At 62.0% G+C, this 20,818-nt stretch carries 16 protein-coding genes; 6 read left to right on the top strand and 10 right to left on the bottom strand.

Annotation, left to right across the window (positions count from 1 at the left end):
* Positions 1-58 precede the first annotated feature (58 nt).
* From P0D84_RS16730 to P0D84_RS16760, 7 genes are all read right to left on the bottom strand, one after another.
* The gene (locus P0D84_RS16730; protein WP_408338126.1) at positions 59-1,018 is read right to left on the bottom strand and encodes a GDP-L-fucose synthase family protein; all 960 of its coding nucleotides are present in this window, start codon (positions 1,016-1,018) and stop codon (positions 59-61) included.
* Positions 1,019-1,023: 5 nt separating this feature from the next.
* Positions 1,024-2,142: a GDP-mannose 4,6-dehydratase gene (gene gmd / locus P0D84_RS16735; protein WP_408338128.1), complete on the bottom strand. Its 1,119-nt coding sequence runs from the start codon at positions 2,140-2,142 to the stop codon at positions 1,024-1,026.
* Between the two features lie 91 nt (positions 2,143-2,233).
* The gene (locus tag P0D84_RS16740) at positions 2,234-4,468 is read right to left on the bottom strand and encodes a polysaccharide biosynthesis tyrosine autokinase (RefSeq protein WP_408338130.1); all 2,235 of its coding nucleotides are present in this window, start codon (positions 4,466-4,468) and stop codon (positions 2,234-2,236) included.
* 48 nt (positions 4,469-4,516) lie between these two features.
* Positions 4,517-5,656: a polysaccharide biosynthesis/export family protein gene (locus P0D84_RS16745; protein ID WP_408338132.1), complete on the bottom strand. Its 1,140-nt coding sequence runs from the start codon at positions 5,654-5,656 to the stop codon at positions 4,517-4,519.
* Between the two features lie 67 nt (positions 5,657-5,723).
* Positions 5,724-7,109: an undecaprenyl-phosphate glucose phosphotransferase gene (locus P0D84_RS16750; protein ID WP_408338134.1), complete on the bottom strand. Its 1,386-nt coding sequence runs from the start codon at positions 7,107-7,109 to the stop codon at positions 5,724-5,726.
* Between the two features lie 55 nt (positions 7,110-7,164).
* Positions 7,165-8,766 (bottom strand): sugar phosphate nucleotidyltransferase, encoded by a 1,602-nt coding sequence (locus P0D84_RS16755; RefSeq protein WP_408338136.1) that lies wholly within the window; start codon positions 8,764-8,766, stop codon positions 7,165-7,167.
* A gap of 106 nt (positions 8,767-8,872) precedes the next feature.
* Positions 8,873-9,859: a helix-turn-helix domain-containing protein gene (locus P0D84_RS16760; protein ID WP_408339866.1), complete on the bottom strand. Its 987-nt coding sequence runs from the start codon at positions 9,857-9,859 to the stop codon at positions 8,873-8,875.
* Between the two features lie 799 nt (positions 9,860-10,658).
* Here P0D84_RS16760 and P0D84_RS16765 point away from each other — a divergent pair.
* From P0D84_RS16765 to P0D84_RS16780, 4 genes are all read left to right on the top strand, one after another.
* Complete coding sequence (locus tag P0D84_RS16765) at positions 10,659-12,962, top strand: hypothetical protein (protein ID WP_408338138.1); 2,304 nt, start codon at positions 10,659-10,661, stop codon at positions 12,960-12,962.
* A 254-nt stretch (positions 12,963-13,216) separates the two neighbouring features.
* The gene (locus P0D84_RS16770; RefSeq protein ID WP_408338140.1) at positions 13,217-13,366 is read left to right on the top strand and encodes a hypothetical protein; all 150 of its coding nucleotides are present in this window, start codon (positions 13,217-13,219) and stop codon (positions 13,364-13,366) included.
* 69 nt (positions 13,367-13,435) lie between these two features.
* Entirely contained in the window at positions 13,436-13,888 is a 453-nt protein-coding gene (locus tag P0D84_RS16775) for a GDP-mannose mannosyl hydrolase (protein WP_408338142.1), read from the top strand.
* A 151-nt stretch (positions 13,889-14,039) separates the two neighbouring features.
* Positions 14,040-16,421: an RICIN domain-containing protein gene (locus P0D84_RS16780; protein WP_408338144.1), complete on the top strand. Its 2,382-nt coding sequence runs from the start codon at positions 14,040-14,042 to the stop codon at positions 16,419-16,421.
* A 49-nt stretch (positions 16,422-16,470) separates the two neighbouring features.
* On the opposite strand, the gene P0D84_RS16785 is transcribed toward P0D84_RS16780, so the two are convergent.
* The 3 genes from P0D84_RS16785 to P0D84_RS16795 all read right to left on the bottom strand — a co-directional run bounded on the left by P0D84_RS16785 (position 16,471) and on the right by P0D84_RS16795 (position 18,851).
* The gene (locus P0D84_RS16785) at positions 16,471-17,556 is read right to left on the bottom strand and encodes a glycosyltransferase family 4 protein (RefSeq protein ID WP_408338146.1); all 1,086 of its coding nucleotides are present in this window, start codon (positions 17,554-17,556) and stop codon (positions 16,471-16,473) included.
* Between the two features lie 479 nt (positions 17,557-18,035).
* Positions 18,036-18,194, bottom strand: coding sequence for a hypothetical protein (locus P0D84_RS16790; protein WP_408338148.1), 159 nt, complete (start codon positions 18,192-18,194; stop codon positions 18,036-18,038).
* A gap of 198 nt (positions 18,195-18,392) precedes the next feature.
* Positions 18,393-18,851 carry a hypothetical protein gene (locus P0D84_RS16795; protein ID WP_408339940.1) on the bottom strand — a complete coding sequence of 153 codons (459 nt, stop codon included), beginning with the start codon at positions 18,849-18,851 and terminating at the stop codon, positions 18,393-18,395.
* On the opposite strand from P0D84_RS16795, the gene P0D84_RS16800 reads away from it, so the two are divergent.
* The gene (locus P0D84_RS16800) at positions 18,772-20,355 is read left to right on the top strand and encodes a hypothetical protein (protein WP_408339868.1); all 1,584 of its coding nucleotides are present in this window, start codon (positions 18,772-18,774) and stop codon (positions 20,353-20,355) included. The genes P0D84_RS16795 and P0D84_RS16800 overlap by 80 nt on opposite strands.
* Before the next feature lie 101 nt (positions 20,356-20,456).
* Positions 20,457-20,786: a transposase gene (locus tag P0D84_RS16805; RefSeq protein ID WP_408338150.1), complete on the top strand. Its 330-nt coding sequence runs from the start codon at positions 20,457-20,459 to the stop codon at positions 20,784-20,786.
* The last annotated feature ends 32 nt before the right edge of the window (positions 20,787-20,818 follow it).

Here is a 20,818-nt window from a genome sequence, read left to right on the forward strand (position 1 = left end):
CACGCGCCACGCGTTCCCCCAATTCCGGAATCGCGCTCAACGGCCCTTCAGTGCGCGCCTATACGTGCAAGGCGGCGACGGAGGTCGAGCCGGCGTGTAGTTCGACGAATTCCCGATACGTGGACGCGAGGCCTTCCTCGAGGCCAATGGTCGCGTGCCAACCCATTTGCGCGAGGCGCGATACGTCGAGCAGCTTGCGCGGCGTGCCGTCAGGTTTGGACGCGTCGAAGACGAGTTCGCCCTCGAAGCCAACTACTTTGCAGATGCACTCGGCCAGCTCGCGAATCGACAGGTCCTCACCCACGCCGACGTTGAACAGGCCTTCTGTCACGTTATGCTCGAGCACGAAGAGGGTCGTCGCGGCGAGATCGTCGACGTGCAGAAACTCGCGGCGCGGCGTGCCCGATCCCCACACCGTCAAGGTCGCGCTGCCGCTCACCTTCGCTTCGTGTGCCTTACGCAGCAGCGCCGGCAAAACATGGCTGCTGTTCAGATCGTAGTTATCGTTCGGGCCGTACAGATTGGTCGGCATCAACGAGACGTACTGCGTGTTGTATTCGCGGTTGTATGCCTCGCACAGCTTGAGGCCGGCGATCTTCGCGATCGCGTAGGCGTCGTTGGTCGGTTCGAGCGGCGAGGTCATCAGATACTCCTCGCGGATCGGCTGCGGACACTGCTTCGGATAAATGCATGACGAACCAAAGAACACCAGGCGCTCGACCTGAGCACGAAACGCGGCGTGAATCACGTTGGTTTCGATCACCAGGTTTTCATAGATGAACTCACCCGGCTGCGACGCATTGGCGAGTATGCCGCCCACCCGCGCGGCCGCAAGCAGCACCACCTCGATCTTCTCCCGCTCGAAAAAGCCATTCACGGCAGCCTGATCCATGAGATCGAGCTCCGCCCGCGAACGCGTGACGAAGTTGTGATAGCCGTCGGCCTCGAGCCGCCGGACCAGCGCGGAGCCGACCATGCCGCGGTGGCCCGCGACGAAGATGCGTGCTTGTTTGTTCATTGCCGTTACTCGTGATGTTCCAGCGCCGTGAAACCGGCCAGCGTGACAAGCGCGTCACGTCTTGCAATCTGATAGTCCGCGCGCACCATTTCCTTGACGAGCCAGGCGAACGACGTGGTCGGCTGCCAGCCGAGTTTGGCATGCGCTTTCGACGGATCGCCCAGCAGCGTCTCGACTTCGGCGGGACGGAAGTAGCGCGGATCGACGCGCACGATCACGTCGCCGGGCGACATCTTGATCTCGCGCCCTTCCACCTTGTCGACAATACCGATTTCATCCACGCCGGTGCCTTCGAAACGCACGGTGACACCCAGTTCGGCCGCGGCATGGCGGACGAAGTCACGCACGCTGTACTGCACGCCGGTGGCGATGACGTAATCCTCCGGCTGTTCCTGTTGCAGCATGCGCCATTGCATCTCCACGTAGTCGCGCGCATGACCCCAGTCGCGCAACGCCGACAGATTGCCGAGATAGAGGATCTTCTGCATGCCCACCGCGATGCGTGCCACGGCGCGCGTGATCTTGCGCGTCACGAAAGTCTCGCCGCGCACCGGCGATTCGTGATTGAACAGAATTCCGTTGCAGGCATAGAGCCCGTAAGCCTCCCGGTAATTGACCGTGGTCCAGTACGCGAACAGCTTGGCCACCGCGTACGGGCTGCGCGGATAGAACGGCGTGGTCTCCGATTGCGGAATCTGTTGCACGAGGCCGTACAGCTCCGAGGTCGAAGCCTGATAGAAACGCGTCTTGTGCTGAAGCCCGAGAATCCGGATCGCTTCGAGAATCCGCAGCGCGCCGAGACCGTCGGCATTGGCCGTGTATTCCGGTTCCTCGAACGAAACCGCCACATGGCTCTGCGCCGCGAGGTTGTAGATCTCGTCAGGCTCGACCCGCTGGATCACGCGCAGGATGCTGGTCGAGTCGGTCAGGTCGGCGTGATGCAGGAAGAGTCGCTGATCCGGGTCGTGCGGATCGCGATAGAGATGATCGATCCGGTCTGTATTGAACAGGGATGACCTGCGTTTGATGCCATGTACGTCGTAATCCTTGGCGAGCAGCAGCTCGGCCAGATACGACCCGTCCTGTCCAGTGATGCCGGTGATCAGCGCGACCTTGCGTTTCATGGAGCTATCCCTCTCGTTAAACTTTGCGATGCCGGTGCCATGGCACGAGTCGAGCGAGCGGCCCCGTGCGGAGCCGACGCTGCGTCAACCCTTAGCCGGCAATGCTGTCGTATCCGTAGTAGCCCCCCTGATAGCCGGAACCGAGGAAAGCCCCTTCCTGAGGCACGTCGGTCAGGAGCACGCCTCTCAGCGAGACGCCGCCGTTGAGCAGCCGCTTGGCCGTCTCGGCAATCTCGTTCAGCGGATGGCGGCCGTGACGCACCACCAGCAGCGTCGTGCCGGCGTACTTGCCGATCACCGTCGAGTCGGTCACGGCGAGTACCGGCGGCGTGTCGACGATCACGAGGTCGTAGTGCGACTTCAATTCCTCGAGCATCGTTTCGAAGCGCTTGCTCATCAGCAGTTCAGACGGATGCGAAGGCAAGGTGCCCTTGGCGAGCACATCGAGTCCGGGCAACACGTCGCGCTGGATCATCGCCGTCAGATCGCCGCCGCTCAGCACGTCGGAGAGGCCCGGTTGATGGCCGACGCCGAAATGCGAATGGACGTCGCCGCGCCGCATGTCGCCGTCGATAATCAGCACCCGCTTGTTCGCCGAGGCCACCAGCGCCGCCAGGTTCACCGACAGGAACGACTTGCCGGTATCGGGCCGCGAACCTGTGATCATCACCACATTGTTCTCGGCGTGATCGAGCGACAACTGCAACGAGGTCCGCAGATTGCGCACGCCTTCCACGGCGATGTCTTCCGGCGCCTGCTGCGCGAGCACATGCAGCCCGCGACGGCGCAACATGACGTTTTCCTGCAAACGCAACTGAGTCTGGCTGCGCGGCACGATCGCGAACACCGGCACGCCGAGCACCGCTTCGAGTTCATCCGGCCGTTCCACGCCGCCGTACATCGCGCGCTTGAAGAAGGTCAGCATGATGCCGATCAGCAAGCCGCCGCCCAGCGCGATCAGGATCGCCAGCACGCGCTTCGGACGCACCGGCTCGTCAGGCGTTTCGGCGAAGTCCACCACGCGCACGTTGCCCACCTGGCCGGCTTTCGCCACCCGGAGTTGCTGCGCGCTGTTCAGCAGATTGGTATAGAGTTCCGTGTCGACATGCACGTCGCGCAGCAAACGCAACGCGGTCTGCTCGGTATCCGGCATCACGGCCACACTGCGGTTCATGGTGGCCGCCGCGCCCTGCAACGCCGCGATCTGTGCATCGAGCGCGGCTACCGCCGGGTGATTCGCCGTGAAGCGCTGCGACATCTCCGCGCGTTGCTGCTGCAGATCGAGCAGCTTCGTCTTGTTGTCGACGACCTGCTGGAGCAGCAGGCGGCTTTCTTCGCCAAGATCGACCGTGCCGTGCGCGTTGCGGAACTTGTTGTAGCGTTGCTCGGCCTCGTCGAGTTCCTTGCGCAAGCCCGGCAATTGCTGGTCGAGGAAGGCCAGCATGTGCTCCGCCTCGGTCGAGCGGCTTTCCACGTCCTGCCGCACGAATTCGCGTGCCATGCTGTTGACGATCGCCGCGGTCAGCGCGGGGTCGCCACCTTCGAGACTCGTGCGAATCACGCCCGACTGCAGCGTGGTCTCCGCGACCACCAGCGCCTTTTGCAAGCGGTCCACGGTGCCCAGCGTCGAGGCGCGCTGCAGCTCGAAACGCGAGCCGGGCGCACCGACCAGCTTATCGACGTGCAACGCGATTGGACCGTCGGCGGTATCGGTTTCCACGGTCTCGCCGACATGGCCAGAGAGAATCGCGATCCCGTTCTTGTCGCGCAGCACGTACGAACCGCCATCGCCCGCAATCAGCGTGAAGGTCGTGTCGTAAAAGTCCTTCGACGTATCGAAGCGCGACACGGCAATGCTCTCGTCACCCCATGCGTAGTCGGACAGGTTGATGAACGACGGCAACTTGAAGGCCCATTGTCCGTTCACCAGGCCCGCGATCATGCCGCCGATGAACGGCAGGGTGCGCGGCGCAGCCGAAATGTCGAGGTGCAGGTTCTTGACCGTTTCCTCGGTGACGAGACGCGACTTCAGCAACTCGATCTCCGCCGCCGTCGAGGGCTTGGTATCGAACATGCCCGTGAGCGGCGGCAAGGAATCCTTGCCGTTCGCATTGCCATTGGCCGTTTTATCCTCGACGTGGAACAGCACATCCGCGCGATACGTCGGCGGCGCGAGGAAGGCGTACGCGCACCCCAGCGCGAGCGCGATCAGCGTCACCATCACGATCGTGCGCCAACCCCTCACGATCGTGCGCAGATAGTCCGACAGATGCAGCTCGTCCGGTCCGGACACGTCGGTGTAGCGGTTTCCGAAGTTGATTGCCATTTTGTTCACCCAACAAAGACCGGCGGTTCAAGGTCTGGATTCGTATCGTTACTTCGCGAGCACGACACCGGTGACCGCGGCATTGATAGCCGGCAGCAGCAGGTTCAGCACACGGTTGAAGCGGACCAAGCCCCCTTGACCGACATACACGACGTCCTTCGGTTGGAGCTCGAACTGATTGGCGAGGATCATGGACACCGGCGAAGTCGCATCGAGGTGGTAGACCTGTGGCGAGTCGCTGGTCGAATTGCGGATCACGAACAGCTGTTTGGCCGCCGCCGTGTTCGAGTCGAAGCTTCCGCTGTCGGAAATGGCCTGCGAAAGTGTCAGCGAACCGTTCCGCATCGGCAGGATGGTCGCCGGTTTGTTGACCTCGCCCATCACATACACGCCGCTGTCTTCACGCGATGCCACCCGCACCATGTCGCCGGCCTGAAGGTAAATCTCCGACGGATTGCGGCCGCGCTTGACCATGTCGTCCACGTTGAGCGGATACGTCACGCCGTTGCGGATCAACTCCACGCGGCTGCGATCCGCATTGGCGCTGAAGCCGCCGCCCTGGCTGATCGCACTCGTCAGCGTCAGCGGAATATCGGTGACCGACTGGGCTCCCGGCGTGCGTACTTCGCCGTCGACGAAGACCTGCGCGTTCCGGAATGAAGCCACCCGCACGGTCACTTCCGGCTTCTGGTACACATTACTCAGACGCTTGTGCAGTTCCTTCTGGATCGTCGCGACGTCTTTGCCAGCCACATGCACCGTGCCCGCGTAGGGGAACTGAACATCGCCGTTTTCGTCGATCAGAAAACCGGGAGCGGCATCCGACGTCTTCGCGTTCTGCGCGGGCTGGCCGAGCGCCGCCGCGAGTTCCGGGTGATCCCACACGACAATCTGCAGCACGTCGCCCGGGCCGACCTTGTATGTCGTCGGTTTGCCGAACAGCGCCATGGTCTGCGTCGGCAGCGGCGAGGACGTCTGCGCCTGGTTCATCTTGCGCAGCAGCGCGAGGTTGATATCGGTAATCGGTATCTGCTGTTGCTGTGATGCTTCGGTGCTGTAGTCCCCGCCCGTGTCCTGAATAGCGGCCGGCGTGATCATCCGTTGACCCGGTACTTCCCCGCATCCGGAAAGCAGTGCTGTAGCTGTGAAAATCACGAGACTTCCCGTGCGTATACCAAGCGAGCTCATGGTGTTTCCTCCTTGCGCCAGCGAACTGTCCTCGGGGGAGGCAGCGCCCAGCGTACTTGTTAACTACTTAGTAAGCGTTTCGATGCACCAGTCCGGCGACAATCGTCGCGCCGATAATCCGCATATCGAGCGCGAACGACCAATGCCCCAGGTAGTACAGGTCATGTTCGACGCGACGCTCCATCTTCTCGATGCGGTCGGTTTCGCCACGAAAGCCGTTGATCTGCGCCCAACCCGTAATGCCCGGCTTGATCCGATAGCGATTGATGTAGCCCGCGACCACTTTCTGATAGAGGTCGTCGTGCTCGAGTGCATGGGGACGCGGTCCGACGACCGACATGTCGCCACGCAACACGTTGAAGAATTGGGGCAGTTCGTCGAGACTCGTGCGGCGTAGAAATGCGCCGACTCGCGTGACGCGCGGATCATTGCGCGTCGCCTGCCTGACCGTGCCCTTTTGCTCGGCATGCATCCGCATGGAGCGGAATTTGTAGATCGTGAAGACGCGGCCGTCCGCGCCTTTGCGCTTCTGCTTGAAGAAAACCGGGCCGCGCGACGAGAGCTTCACCGCGATCGCGATGCCGAGCATGAGCGGCGCGAGGCAGATCAGCGCAGTGGCGGCAAACAGGCGGTCGAAGATTTCCTTCTTCAGCATCGAACTGGCCGACAGCGGCGAGGCGACCAGGTTGATGGCCGGCACGCCGAGCAGATCGATCACGCCGCTGCCTTCGAAGAGCGCGAGGCTGCGCACGTCAGGCATGAAGCGAATATTCACCAGGTCGTCGCGGAACTCGCTGACCAGCGCGCAAATCAACGGCTCCTCGGTGAGCGAAACCATCAGCCACAGTTCGTGCACGTCGTTGGTGCGGATATAGTCGGCGAGCGCGTCCACGCTGTCGTACACCGGCACGCGCGGACTGGTGACGGGCGACACGTCCGGACGCGTGTTATAGACGGCGGTGGCGCGAAAACCGGTGGTCGGTGCCGAATCGATCCGGCGGATGATCGCGTCGCATTGCGAACCGCTGCCGACGATCGCGACCTGATGCAGATTCAGGCCGGCACTGCGCGCACGCGCCAGCACCGCATGCGTTATCAGCCGGTAAGCGATCAGGAGGCCGCCCGTCACCGCGGTCCAGTACGAGAACCACAGCCGCGACACGAAGTCGATGCGATGCAGCGAATACATCAGCACGAGCGCACTGCCCTGCACGATCAGCCACGCGAGCGCCACCTGCCCGGCGAGCGAGAGCTTGGAACGGCCGCGCCAGGATTCATACACGCCGAACGCGGGAAAGATGGCCAGCGCGAAGGCAGCGGAAAACATCACGAGCGCCCAATAGAACCCCGATTGAGCGAGGTAGTCGAAGCGGATCTGCGACGCCACCGCCGCCCCCACGAGCACCAACGCGACATCGAAAACTCGCGCGAGTAAATCCTGAAACTTGCGCATTTTGCTTACCTCGTTCTTGCCGTTCGTTCTTTTCCGCATCATTCCGGGAGCGCTGTTAGGAGCAGCGGCCGTAGTTGTCGTTGAACCTCACAATGTCGTCTTCACCGAGATAGGTGCCTGACTGGATTTCAATGATTTCGAGCGGCACCTTGCCGGGGTTTTCGAGCCGGTGACGTGTGCCGAGCGGAATGTAGGTCGATTCGTTTTCACTGAGCAGGAACTGCTCATCGCCACGCGTGACGAGCGCTGTGCCGCGCACGACAACCCAGTGTTCGGCGCGGTGGTGGTGCAGTTGCAGCGACAGCTTCGCGCCCGGCGTAACGACGATGCGCTTCACCTGGAAGCGTTCGCCGTGATCGATGGAGTCGTAGAACCCCCAGGGGCGCCGCACCTTGCGATGCGCATCGGCTTCGGGGGCGTGCTGCGCCTTGATGCGCGACACCAGACCCTTGACGTCCTGCACGTGCGCACGGTCGACCACCAGCACGGCATCCGCTGTTTCGACGACCACCACATTGGCCGTGCCGACACAGGCGACTAACCGCCCTTCGGAATGCGCATAGCTCGACACCGCGCCTTCGAACGTCACGCGGCCGCGCCCGGCGTTGCCGTTGGCGTCCTTCTCCATCGCAGCCCAGACCGCGTCCCAGGAACCGAGGTCCGACCAGCCCGCATCGAGCCGCACGACGACGCCTGCGGGATTCGCGGCGGACGACGCTTGCGGGTCCGTGGCCTGAGTCGCGGCCGCCTCGTCCAGGGCGCTCGCGTTGCCCAGCTCGCTCTGTTCGCCGCCGTCCGTGAGACGCTCCATCACGGCGTAGTCGATCGAGTCGGCTGGCGTTGCCAGGAAAGCATCGAGCAGCGGACGGAAATACGCGCCCTCGCTGCGGCCGTTCACGAACGCACGCTCGCAAGCGGCGTGCATCTCCGGTTGCAGGCGTTTCAGCGTCTCGAGCCACACGCGTGCCCGCACGACAAAGATGCCGGCGTTCCACCAATACGTGCCCGCCGCGACGTACTGCGCGGCGATCTCCTCGGCCGGCTTTTCGATGAAGCCGTCGATCGCATGGCCGCCGTCGGGCAATTGCGCGCCGATGCGGATATAGCCGAAGCCCGTATCGGCACGCGCGGGTGGCACGCCGAGCGTGGCGACCGAGCCCCGGTCCGCGTACCTGGCGGCACGTTCCAGCGCGCCCTGCAACGCGGGTATATCCGCGATCGAATGATCAGACGGCATCACAATGAGAATCGCGTCGCCGCCGTCGGCGCACGCGAGCGACGCCGCGAGCGTCAAAGCCGGGGCCGTATCGCGCCGCGCAGGCTCGACGATCAGTCGTGCGTCCACGCCGTTTTCATGAAGCTGCTCGGCAATCACAAAGCGGTGTTCTTCGCCGCACACGATGATCGGCGACGCGTCCACGTTCCAGCCGGCGGGAAATCCGTCCATCCGCCGCGCGGTTGCCTGCAGCAACGAGTCGGAGCCGACGACGTCGATCAGTTGCTTCGGAAAGTTCTCACGCGACACCGGCCACAGACGCGTACCTGAGCCACCGGCAAGGATGACCGGGACGATGCGCGCGCAATGCGTACCGGCGGCCCCGGCACCTGCGCCGTCCGGGTTCACCGACCCAGCGCCCTCCACTCCCTGAGTCAACATATTCGCATTCCTTATAACGTTCTGAAGAAAACGAAATACCTAACGAAGCCATGACCGAAATATTCCGTGATACGCGCGAAAAGCTGGCTCGCGGCGCGTACGTACGCTATCCGCCGACCATCCGGCGGCTTTGAATCCGGAACTCAGTTGGGGAAATTCTCATGCGCTTGCGGAAAACCTTCGCCAGGCGGTCACCGTTACCCATGCCGGTGCGCCGGGCAATCTTGTCCACCGGCAATTCCGACTCGGTCAGCAGGCTGCAGGTCACCGCGAGGCGCTCGTGCAACAGGAAACTCGAGGGCGTGATACCCATTTCCATTTTGAAGCGGCGCAGGAAGTTGCGCTCGCTCATCGCGGCGAACTGCGCCGCATCGGCGATCGAAATCGACTGTTGGCAATTCTCTTGCAGCCAGCGAGCCGCCGCGCGCACTTTGTCGCCCGGGCTCAAACCGCCGTCTTCACCAAGCAGCGGTGTGAGGTTCGAGCACGAATCGGCGAGCAGACGCTCGGCCACCGTGCGGGCGGTCGCACCGCCGAGATCGCGCTTGATCATGGCGAGCGCGCTTCGCATCGATTCGAGCCGGTCGCCCGCATCGCCGTTCTGTTCGGTCTGGCGCGGCGGCATCGGCTGCTGCTGGCGGAAGTCGGCGCTTTCCTTGCTGTCCGGCACATAGGCCGCATCGAGCAGCGCACGCCCTTCCGCAATCGGCCGGATCATGCCGGTGTTGCGGCGAACGCGCCGTAACCAGGCAATCAGACGCTCGTCGCCGGCCGCGGCGCCCGCGCCTTTGCCGCCGGCGACATACAATGCGTCGAAGCCGCCGTAATGCCGCGCGTCGAGTCCGTCGGTCCAGACCCGCAGTGCCGATGACGAGGTCACCATGCCGCCGTCGGCCGACAGGAAGGAAACGTCGTACAACCAACCGCCCGAGCCGGACGATGCCAGTTCGTTCGCGGCCTGAAACACCTCGGCAACCACGCCCGCGCCCTGCAGCGAGCAGTCCTTGAACATCAGTATCGCGATGCGACGCATACCCTTGTTCGGCGCGTGCACCCAGCGCAACATTGCAGATTCGAGACTCGCGCAGGTCATAGTCATCCTCTCACCAGAAAACGGAGCTACTTTTCAACCTTGAACGCCGCACAGGGCATGCTCTGTGCAGTGCATCATAGCCATCCGCAATCAAGCATTTAGCCGCCATGACCGAAAGTGCAGACATGTTGGCGTTTCGATATGGTGGCCAGCCAGTGATTTTCGGAACAATCCCGCCACTACTATTTTTTCAATGAATTAAATGCTTTTTCTGCATATGAATGAATTTACGTTTCGCGAATTCTAATGCTAATTAATGCAATTCTTTGTGCGTTGGCACACACAGTCGCTGCTCGAAATGCTTCAGTTTCACCTTGTTCCGCCCCATCATTCCGCAGATTTGAGGTAACTTCTTCCCCGCACACCGCCAGAATGAGGGCAGCTGTCCTTGCCGCGCCGGCTATTGCTCTTCCAGGATGCCAAAGGGACTTTCTTCCGACGATATATGCAGTCGGCTGAGATGTGTAAAAAACAGTCTCCAATATAAGCACTTTCGCTGGCAACACAATTATTTAATTCATTGTTATTGGATCAGCTGAATATAAACAGGACGATTAATGTTTCAAACGTGAAACACCGAAATAAGGCAACTTTAGACCGCTAGGCAATAGGCGGGCCAACGGCGGATTGTGTCGGATGACAGCCGGTACGATTCCGCCAACACATTGCGGAAATAGCCTATGCGGTTTCCGCAACACATTGCGATGTGAGGTAGCCTGAAGCGGGTCTGGCCTGGTCAACTAGCCATTGCGCGTCGCCTAGTTGCCGGAACGTAAACGTCGAACGACACGGGGAACACATGTCGAATGTACGCGAACATCGCGCGCTGCGACCACTCGTCGGCGCCTTTGCCACTCACGGGTTTGCACTGCGTGCCGCTGCCTCGACAGCGGCGTTTATCCTCCTTGGCCCGGTCCTCGCCCCGTACAACGCGGCAGCGGCTTCGGCCGGTTCCGGCGCCGCGAGCAACCCCGATCTGACGGTTGACGGCAGAACGTGGACACCCTGCGCGGCGGAGTACGGCACCTGCCGGTTCAGCGGTACACGTGACGTGCTTTACGGCACGGTCGAGCAACATGTCATAAAGACGTTTTCGAACAGCGCGGATTGCAATAACGGTGTGTTCGGCGATCCAGCGCCGGGCGTGGAGAAGCGCTGCGCGGTTGCGCTCATCCCTGCCGATGCGGGCGCTGCGGCGAAGGTGCCGGCAGCTTCGGCGAACCAGGACAGCGCGCCGGCCGCCGGCGCGGAATCGGTGGCCAACGTACCCACTGCATTGAAGGCGCCGCCCGGAACGGGCCTGCGCTGTGCCGCGCCTTCCTCACAGGTGCGCGCAGCCGCCAACGGCGATCTGCTGGAAGCGGACACGCCGAGCGACGGCACGCGCCTCTTCGCCGCGGACAAACCGTTCGCACTCGTTTTCACAACACGTCCGACGCAAAACGACACGCTCAACTGGCAGATTCGCGACAGCTGGAATGCCGTGCGCGCCAGCGGCCACTTCCCCATTGCGGCGGGCGCCACGCTATCGACGCTCAGTTGCGCGTCGACGGTGGCGGGCTACTTCGCCGTCTCTGCTTCGCTGGAGCGCGCACACGGCCAGCTCGAATCGCGTGGCACACGCCCTGCGGGGATCGCCACCTTCGGCGTATTGCCCGACACCTCAGCGGCTTTACCAGCCGTGCGCTTTCCGTATGAAGACTTGCATCGATTCGGTGGACAGGGCACCGCTTATCTCGCGCCTGGGCAGCATTGCTGCGATGGCGACGGCTATCGGCCGGCCTATACGGCGCTCGGCCTTTCCTGGGCGAATGACAACCGCAACTGGTATATGGAAGAGCCGAAAAAAGCGGGCACGTTCGATCCCGCGAGCAAACAGTTGCTCCCCTATTTCCGGCGCGGCGACATCATGCGCTTGATCCAGCTTGACGGCATTCCGCAGTGGGCGAGCCCGACCGGCAAGGAGACGCACAGCTATGCGCCAACCTCGCTCACGCAAATGAAGGACTACATGGCAAAAGTGGGCGCCGAGTCCAACCGCACGCGGATGACCTACTTCCCCAAACAGCGCGACAACTACTATCAGCTGACATGGGAGCCGGACGCCGATGGTGGGCTACCGTGGCGCGATACCGACGCGAATTTCATCGCCATGTATAAGGCCGTCTGGGAAGGCATTCATCAGACGGACCCGCACGCGGTGGTGATGGGTGTGACCTACGCCTCAGTACAAGCCAACGTGACGTGGATGCGCCGTCTTGGTCCGCAGGGGATCGGCCGTTATATGGACGGCATGACCATTCACGGCTATTACGATATCGGCACGACACCGTCGCATCCTCCCGAGCGAGTCGCCGACTCAGGCAATCAAGGCACCGTGCCAGGCGCGCTGCCCGCCGCGATGCGGGCGCTGCGCCACGAGCTGCGTCAGTATCTGAAGCCCGGCGCGCCGCTGTTCGTCACCGAAACGGGCATCAGCTACGACATCGGCCAGGCGTACGGCAAGAACTATCCGGGCGCGAACGTCCTGTATGCGCAAGCGGCGGTCGTGGCGCGCACGCATCTCATCCTGCTCGGCGAAGGCGCGGACATGACCTACGTCTTCTACCTTGCGGACATGCCGGACGCCGCGCCCGGTTACGGGGTGTTCTTTGAACTCGATCATCCGCAGGGCGCTTACGGCGCCGCTCACATCAGCCCCAAACCTGCCGCGCTCGCGGTGGCGGCGATGACTCGGATCATCGACGGCACGGATACGCTCGGACCGCTCAAGGGTCTGCCTAAAGACGTATACGCTTATGCATTCCGTAGGCTCGGCGGCGGCAAGATCGTGACCGCGCTGTGGACGCATGACAACGACGCGTGGAACGCCAAAACAGGTTTCAGCGCGAGCCAGAGCGCGGACTATCGCCTGCGGGTGGATGCGCCCGGCACGTCGGGCGAGGTGACGGTGTTCGACATGATGGGCAACGCCTCGACTCTGCCGTATCGTGACGGTTTCGCGAGCCTCAAGCTGTCGCCGACACCCATCTATGTGGTCTCCGCCAACGCCGGGGTGTTCAAGGACGTGGTGACGACTCCGGAGGGTTACGTTGCTCGCTAGCTTTGCCGTGGTGTGCTTTGCCGTGCCGTGCCGTACTGTGCTGTGCTGTGCTGTGCTGTGCTGTGCTTTGTCGTGCATGATGCGCATAGGCAAACGGCAGCCGATCTTCGGACATCACGCACTGTCGAGACGCGCCGATACTTCGGCGTGATGTGACAGGGCAGGTCGTTTCTTACACCCGTAAAATCCAAACGGAAACTGCTTCGCATGCAGGAGACTGTTTTGCATGCATATCAACGCGCTGGAGCCGAGAGATGAACGGCCTCGCATGGACAATGCTGGTGCTAGCCGCAATGGTCGGGGCGTTTCTCTTCGCCACGATCGGCGCGATTCTGGTGGCACTGCTGCTGGCGAATGGTTCAGACCGTCTCACCCGGGACGACGAACACCACGGCGACTACTAGCGCCTTCAGGTTCCCTTACGATCAACCATCACCCCGCGCTCAACCGGCGCACGCCCCGCAGGAGATGACATGCTGACCGAGATCGATTTCCTGGACGTGCTGCGTCTGACGCCGCTGGTCGCGATCGATCTGATCGTCAGCGACGCCGAAGGCCGCGTGCTGATCGGCCACCGTCGCAATCGCCCTGCCCGCGGCACATGGTTCGTGCCCGGCGGGCGCATTCATAAAGACGAAACGCTCGACGCGGCGTTCACGCGCGTTGCCGACGCCGAATTGGGTATCGCGAGGCTGGCGCGTTCGAGCGCACGCTTCGAGGGCGTATTCGAACACCACTACAACGACAACTTCGCAGCCGAGCCTGACGTGTCGACGCACTACATCGTGCTCGCCTATGCGCTGCAATTCACCAGTACCGTCTCGGTCGGCCGGCTCGAGCAGCACAGCGAATACCTCTGGCTCGCGCCTTCCGAGCTGCTCGCGCGCGCCGATGTTCACGAGAACACCAAGGCTTATTTCCGCTAGCATCAGCGCCAAGGCTGCCATTGGAGCCAACGCCTCCGGTGTGCGCATGACCGATAGCCGGCACGCAAAGTGACGCCTACTGTGAGTTCGCCAACGTGGCGCACCACGCCGATACCGTATGATCGAGCTCACCGTCAGGGCTCGAATCAACATGCGATCATCGGTAGTCAGGCTCGTTCGCGATTCATTCATTGCTTGTGTAGCGCTACTTTTCTTCGTTTTCCTTCCCGGTTCGGCGCGCGCGGCGACCTGCAACGCCGGTACGCTGGTCACGGTCGTCGCGCACCTCGATGACGATCTGCTGTTCGTGGACCCCGCCATCACTGAGCGGCTCGACGCCGGCTGGTGCATTACCACCGTGCATCTGATCGGCGGCGCCAACGGTGCGAATTTCGCTTATGTGCTGACACGCGAGCGCGCTTCGCGGCTAGCTTATGCACGCATGGCGGGGGTGCCTGACGAATGGATCGAAACAAACATTCCGATCGCGGGCAAGCTTGTGCATCAGATGGTGCTGAAGGCGAAGCCGCAGGTCCGCCTGCTCGAACTGCGGTTGCCCGGCGGCGCCGTGCGCGGCGGCCGTGTGCCGCTCGGCCTCCTGTGGGAACAGCGCGCCACAGTCACCACCTACCCGATGAACGCCGACGGTTCGGTGCGTGTGCAATACGATCGGGATTCGCTGTCGGCCACACTGAAAGCGATACTCGCCGAGGCCTCGCAGATCTACACGCTCAATCCGGACACCGTGCCGTTTCTCGAGCATCCCGATCATATCTACGCCGCCCGCATCACGCGCCATGTCGCGCAGACGCTGAGTAAAAGCGTGCCGATCGAATACCACATCACCTACCCGACCGGCGACTGGCCCGGCAACGTTCCTGCGGCTGAAGTTCAGCGCAAGCGTGACATCGTCGCGAGCTATTTTTCCATCGACGGAAGCGAGTTTTCGCACGTATTCGGTGAATTTCAATGGGACGGCAATTGGGTCGCGCGCCGCTATGCCTTCACCGATCGCAGCGATCGGCGCGTCGCGGATTTCCAGTCGCATCCCATTCAACTATTCAATGCGGCGTCGAGCCGTTGTCTGACCTCAGCGGGCAGCGGCCAGGCACCGACACTCGCCGCGTGCACCGGCTCATCCGCGCAACAATGGCGCTGGGACCCGCTGACCGTCTATCCCGGCAATACGCGCAACGCCGCGCTTGTCAGCGTCGCGACTTCGCAATGCATCGCCGAACGCGACGGCTATCTGATCGCCGAGACCTGCGATCAATGGGACATGGCGCAACGCTGGACACCGTGGGACTTCGGCCTCGTCTATACGCCGCTACGGCACTGTCTCGGCGAAAACGACGGCAAGCTGACCATGCGTGGCTGCTCCTCGCTTACTACACGCTACCGTTGGTCGACCACGCAACGCACCCAGGCAACCGATCTGCGGCTCGCTGCCGCCATGGTTGGCGACATCGCCGGCACGGGCGAGCAAGCCGCGATCTATGTGCAGCGGCAACACGATGGACCCGGATTCAAGGTGTATGCGGCGTCGCTCGTGAAAGCGTCGCCGCCGGCTCTTTGGTTTGCGAGCGCTATGCCCTTCGATCCACGCGCCACGGCGCCGAGTTGCGCGGAAGATGCGTTGTGCTTCGACAGCGCGCGCTTCCTGCTCGGCGACTTCGAGGGCGACGGCAAAGCGGATTTGATGGTGATCACCGCGCGCCACGGCGGCACGGCGTTCTGGTTACTTCGCAGTACAGGCGATCGCTTCGAAGCCCCACGTCTCTGGCTTCAGACCAGCAATACGTTCAGGCCTGGGCTGACGCAGCAATATGTGGCGGCGGATTTCAACGGAACAGGACGTAGCGGCGTGCTGATCGCACAGAGACGGATCGATAGCGGGCTCGACTTGTGGCTGGCGTCTTCCACGGGCTCGGCCGGCTCGACACCGACACTGATGGCACAGGCAAAAAATCTGGCGCAAAACGCAACCCTTCTGCCGGTCCAGGTTCCAGGCTCACGCGCGTCACTGGTCGCGACGGATGGTGCGAACGGCCGGCTCGCGCTCACGTCAATCGCCAACGACGGCACGCGCATGAGCATCGGCGAACGCAAACTATTGCCGGCCAGTTTCCTACCCGGGTTCGTCAAGATGGCGGTCGGGCCTGTGCAAGGCAAAGCGGGCACCACGCTGATTCTTTTGACACCGCATCTCGACGCCACGAATGAGGACGCCGTCATCGACATCGACACGCTAGACACGGCGAACACGAAGAGCGAACCGGTCCAGGCAGCGAAACTGCGCGGCATGTCGTGGTCGGATGTTTTTCCGGCTTTCGTGCGTGACAGGCGCAATGCGGCGCTCGTGCTCTATCGAAGAGTCGACGCGACGCTTGGCGATTTCTATTTCACCGGCGGCGCACCGGCACTGACGCGCTATCCGGTCGGCGATGGCTTCGCGCTGGGCGCGCCCGAGGACCTCGGTCAACTGCCGGGATTGTTCTCGGAGACGGTGAGGATCGATCGGTTGGCGCCGTAGATTGGTTCAGTAGGTCGGCACAGTAGCGAGCCGATCGATCCGACTCGGTTCAGGCCGAAACATGCAGTGGCCGGACGAACTGGCGCGCGATCGTCATGTAGCGCTCCGCCGTGTCATGCAACGTGTATCCGGCCAGTTGCCGGTTCGCACGCGGCATGTCGAGCGCGCAGAGCAAGGCACGGCCATAGGCCTCAGGATCGGTCGTATCGACGAGATTGACACCGGCAAAGCCACTGGCAAAACCGAACGACGCAATCCGGCTCGCCACGACCGGGATACCCGAGGCGAGCGCCTCCAGGAAACCGACGCTCTGTGCCTCGAAGCGCGAGGGCATGGCAAAGACACGCGAAGCGCGCAGGATCGCGGCGACGTCGAGGCGCGGTCCGCATACCGTCACGCGGCTCTCCAAGCCGAGTTGCTGAACAAGCGACACCACGGCCGCGTGATAGGCAATATCTTCGACAACACCGCACAGCAGCAGGCGTGCTTCGGGCTCGCTCTGCAGGACGCGCTCGAACGCGCGGATCGTGTGCAACTGGCTCTTGCCTTCTATATAGCGGCCTAGCTGCACGATCTGCTTCGCGGGCACGTCGATATCCGGCGCAGACGCGCTGTTGTCCTCCGCGAACAGCGACGCGTCCACGCCATTCGGAATCACGACCATTGCCGGATGCTTGCCGATTTCTCGCAGGTAGTCGTCGATATTCTGCTGCGACACGCCGATGATCGCTCGCGCCCGCCGTGACAACAGCCGCTCGGCCCGCTTGAGCGCGCTGTTCTCGAAATCGTTGACGCCGGAGTGCATCACCCAGACGATCGGCGTGTGCACGGGCAGAAGCCGCACATAGAGTGCAGCGAGCGTGGCGTGAGCCACGATGAAGTCGGGGCGGAACTGACGCACCACGCGATACAGGTGCAGCAGTTTGCCCGCCCTGCCGTAACGCGTGCTCGGGAACAGGCACGTGACGCCCGCAGCCTGAAGCTCCGCGCGAATGCCCGCGAAATCGTCCTGCTGCGGAAGCAGTGAGGTAATGCAGACCTCATGGCCGGCGCGCTGATGATGAATCGCCACACCCTTTACAAGCACCTCTGCCCCGGATAGTCGCGGTGCGTGAACCAACTGAAGAATTCTCACGATTTATCTCTCTGGATAACCGCATTTTTTGCGCAGCGGATGGCATGCCAACCGGCACGTGCCGGCCCCAAAACCATTGGCACCCATCACCGTTTATCTGGTGCCCCCTTTCGCGGGGCGCGGCTTCATCTTTCGTAAAACAGCGACAGTTCCGCTGCGAAGTCACTATCGCGAGGAAACGTTACACCCAAGGCCCAGCACTTTTTCGCCAACTCCTAGTTTCCATCGGCGTCGAAATGAGCGCTAACGCCCATTTCCCTACGGTTTACACCGATATGAATTAGTTAGGTATCCGTTTCACATCTTTTCGACCCCTATTGAGGATGGCGGATAAAGACTGGTCTAGACATACGTATTCTTTCGTTAGATCAATGCAATTAGTACTGGCTTATTGTTCATATGTAACGACTCGTTACTTCTTTTAAATATGCTAATGCCGTATGGTGACGGTCGATTATTCCCGTTAGAGCTTTCCCTGCTTACAGAACAGTAAAAAATTCATTGATCAGTGCTGAAAGTTCGAGTACTGCGATGTGAATTGCACTGTCCGTAAGACCGTGGTTGTTTTCGTCGTACCTTCCCTGGTCGTCCGATTCCGCCAAATCCGCCATGACGAGCGGCGCGGATTCGTATGACATGAATTTCTCTGCAAAGGAATGCGTTTGCGGCCGAACCCCGGGAAGCCATCACTTTCGCGCAATGGACCCGTTATGCGCACACGAGGGCCAGTACCGACGCAATGGCTTCGGCTGGCCTGCAATTGAACCCGGATGTTCGCTCCGTCTCCGAACGCGCTTCGCGCGAAGAGGCGAACGAATGTTCCGCTAACGCATTGGTTAAAGATTGATGAAATCGCAACTACTCCTACTCTCGACACTTTCCCTGGCACTTGCAGCCTGCGGCGGTGGCGGCGGCGGCGGTGATAGCACCAGCAGCAACGCAGCAACCCAGGCCAACGGAAGCGCCGCCGCGGCGCCGAACTCGGCTGCCGCGGGAAACAGCAGCACCGGCGGTGCCGCCACGGTGAACGGCGCGGGTAACACCGTCGCGGCACTGAGCTGCGCATCGCCGGCCGTCTCGGCGGGTTCCGGCAGCGCCACCCTTTCCGCCGACACGCCGAGCGCGGACGGCACACGTATCTTCGCCGCCGGCAGCACGTTCCAGCTCGCTTTCACCACTAACGTGCCGAGCGCCGACACGCTGAAATGGGCCGTCATGGACACCATTGGCAGGGTCGCGGCGAGCGGCAGCACCGCCGTCCCGAGTGGCTCGAAGACCATCACGTTGAATTGCACCTCGACGCTCGCCGGCTATTTCGCCGCGACGGGCACGCTCGCCCAGAATGGTGGCCAGTTGCCGCAAGCCGGCACGCGTCCGGTGGGCATCGCGACCTTCGGCGTGACACCGAACCTGTCCGGCGTCATTCCCGCGGTCAACTACGCGCGTCAGGAACAGCACCGCTTCGGCATGCAGGGCGCGAACGACAACGGTCCGCTGCTCGCCGCACTGGGTATTTCGTCGACGATCGACGACCGCCAGCTTTCGACGATGGAACCGAACGCAGCGAACACCTTCAATCCTTCGGCCAACAATCTCGATCCGTTCTACAAGAGCGGCAACGTGATGCGTCTGATCCGTCTCGACGGCATTCCCGCGTGGGCGAGCAGCACCGGTGCGTTCCAGGACGACACGAGCGCGCCGACCAGCCTCTCGTATTACCAGAGCTACATGAGCCGCGTCGGCACGGAATCGAACGCGATTCGCGCGGCGTACTTCCCGACCCAGTCGGCGAACTACTATCAGGTGACGTGGGAACCGAATGAGTTCTGGACCGACACGGACGCCAACTTCGTGGCGCTGTATCAGTCCGTCTATCAAGGCATCCACTCGACTGATCCGCACGCAGTGGTGATGGGCCCGACCGATGCGTTCCCGAGCCTGACCACGACGCGTCTGAAGCGCCTCGCGCCGCTCGGCTTCGGCCAATACATCGACGCCGTCGCGACGCACGGTTACTACGACGCGGGTACTTCGCCGTCGCATCCGCCGGAGCGCTATGACAGCGACCCGTCGACCGCCGAAGGATCGCTGCGCGGCCAGATGCGTGATCTGCGCGCGGAAATGGCCGCCGATTACCGCCCGGGCATGCATCTGTTCTCGACGGAAGCGGGCATCAGCTATGACCTTGGCAGCTCGTACGGGCCGAACTATCCGAGCGCGAACGTGCTGTATGCACAGGCGGCGGTCGCGGCGCGCATGCACATCATCACGCTCGGCGAAGGCGCGGATCAGACCTACGTGTTCTATGGGGCGGACTATCCGGGCGAGGTCGGCTACGGTACGTTCTTCGATCTGATTGACGCGCAGGGGGCATTTGGCGCGACGAACATTAGTCCGAAGCCGGTTGCCATGGCGATCAGCGCGATGACGCACACGCTCGACGGCACCACCACGCTCGGAGCGGTGAATGGTACGCCGACCGGTATCTACGCGTATGCGTTCCAGCAGGTGGGCAATGGTGCGGTGATCACCGCCTTGTGGGCGCACAACAATAGCGTGTGGGATGCTAGTGTTGGGTTCAGCTCGACTTATAGCGCGCCGTATAGCCTTGCGGTGGATGCTCCGGGTACGAGCGGCACCGTGAAGGTGGTCGATATGATGGGGAATGCGACTAGTGCGAATTATAGTAATGGTTCGCTGACGCTTAATTTGACCGAGTCGCCAGTTTATGTGGTGTCGAATAATGCTTCTGTTGCTAAGGGGAATTCGACCGTGCCGGTGGAGTATGTTGGGATGTAAGTCGCTTTCCTTTGATCTGGCTGCGTGGCCTTTGTAGTGGTCTAATTTCCTCGGACAGGTCGATAGGAGGACAATCCTGAATCGATGAGGAAAAACGATAGATGACAAGAAGGCGCCGACAATTTGACGCCAGCTTCAAGCTGGAAGTGGTACGGATGGTTCGAGACCAGGGCTTATCGGTCGGCGAAGTCTGCCGGTCGATGGACTTGGTTGATACAGCCCTGCGGCGCTGGGTAGCGCAGTACGATGCGGAACGTGCTGGCGGTCCCGGCGAGGGCGAGCCGCTGACGGCGGAACAGCAGCGCATCCGGCAACGCGAAGCAGAGAACCGGCAATTGCGCGAGGACAACATGCTGTTAAAAAACATCCAAAGGGCCATGCCCTCCCCAAGGAGCAGAAACTCCGGGAAAGTCCTACACTGGCCACGCTGAAGGGAGCGGCCGTCCGCTTACTGGTGACTGAT

The organism is Paraburkholderia sp. RL17-337-BIB-A (assembly GCF_046025895.1).
GTDB lineage: Bacteria > Pseudomonadota > Gammaproteobacteria > Burkholderiales > Burkholderiaceae > Paraburkholderia > Paraburkholderia fungorum_C.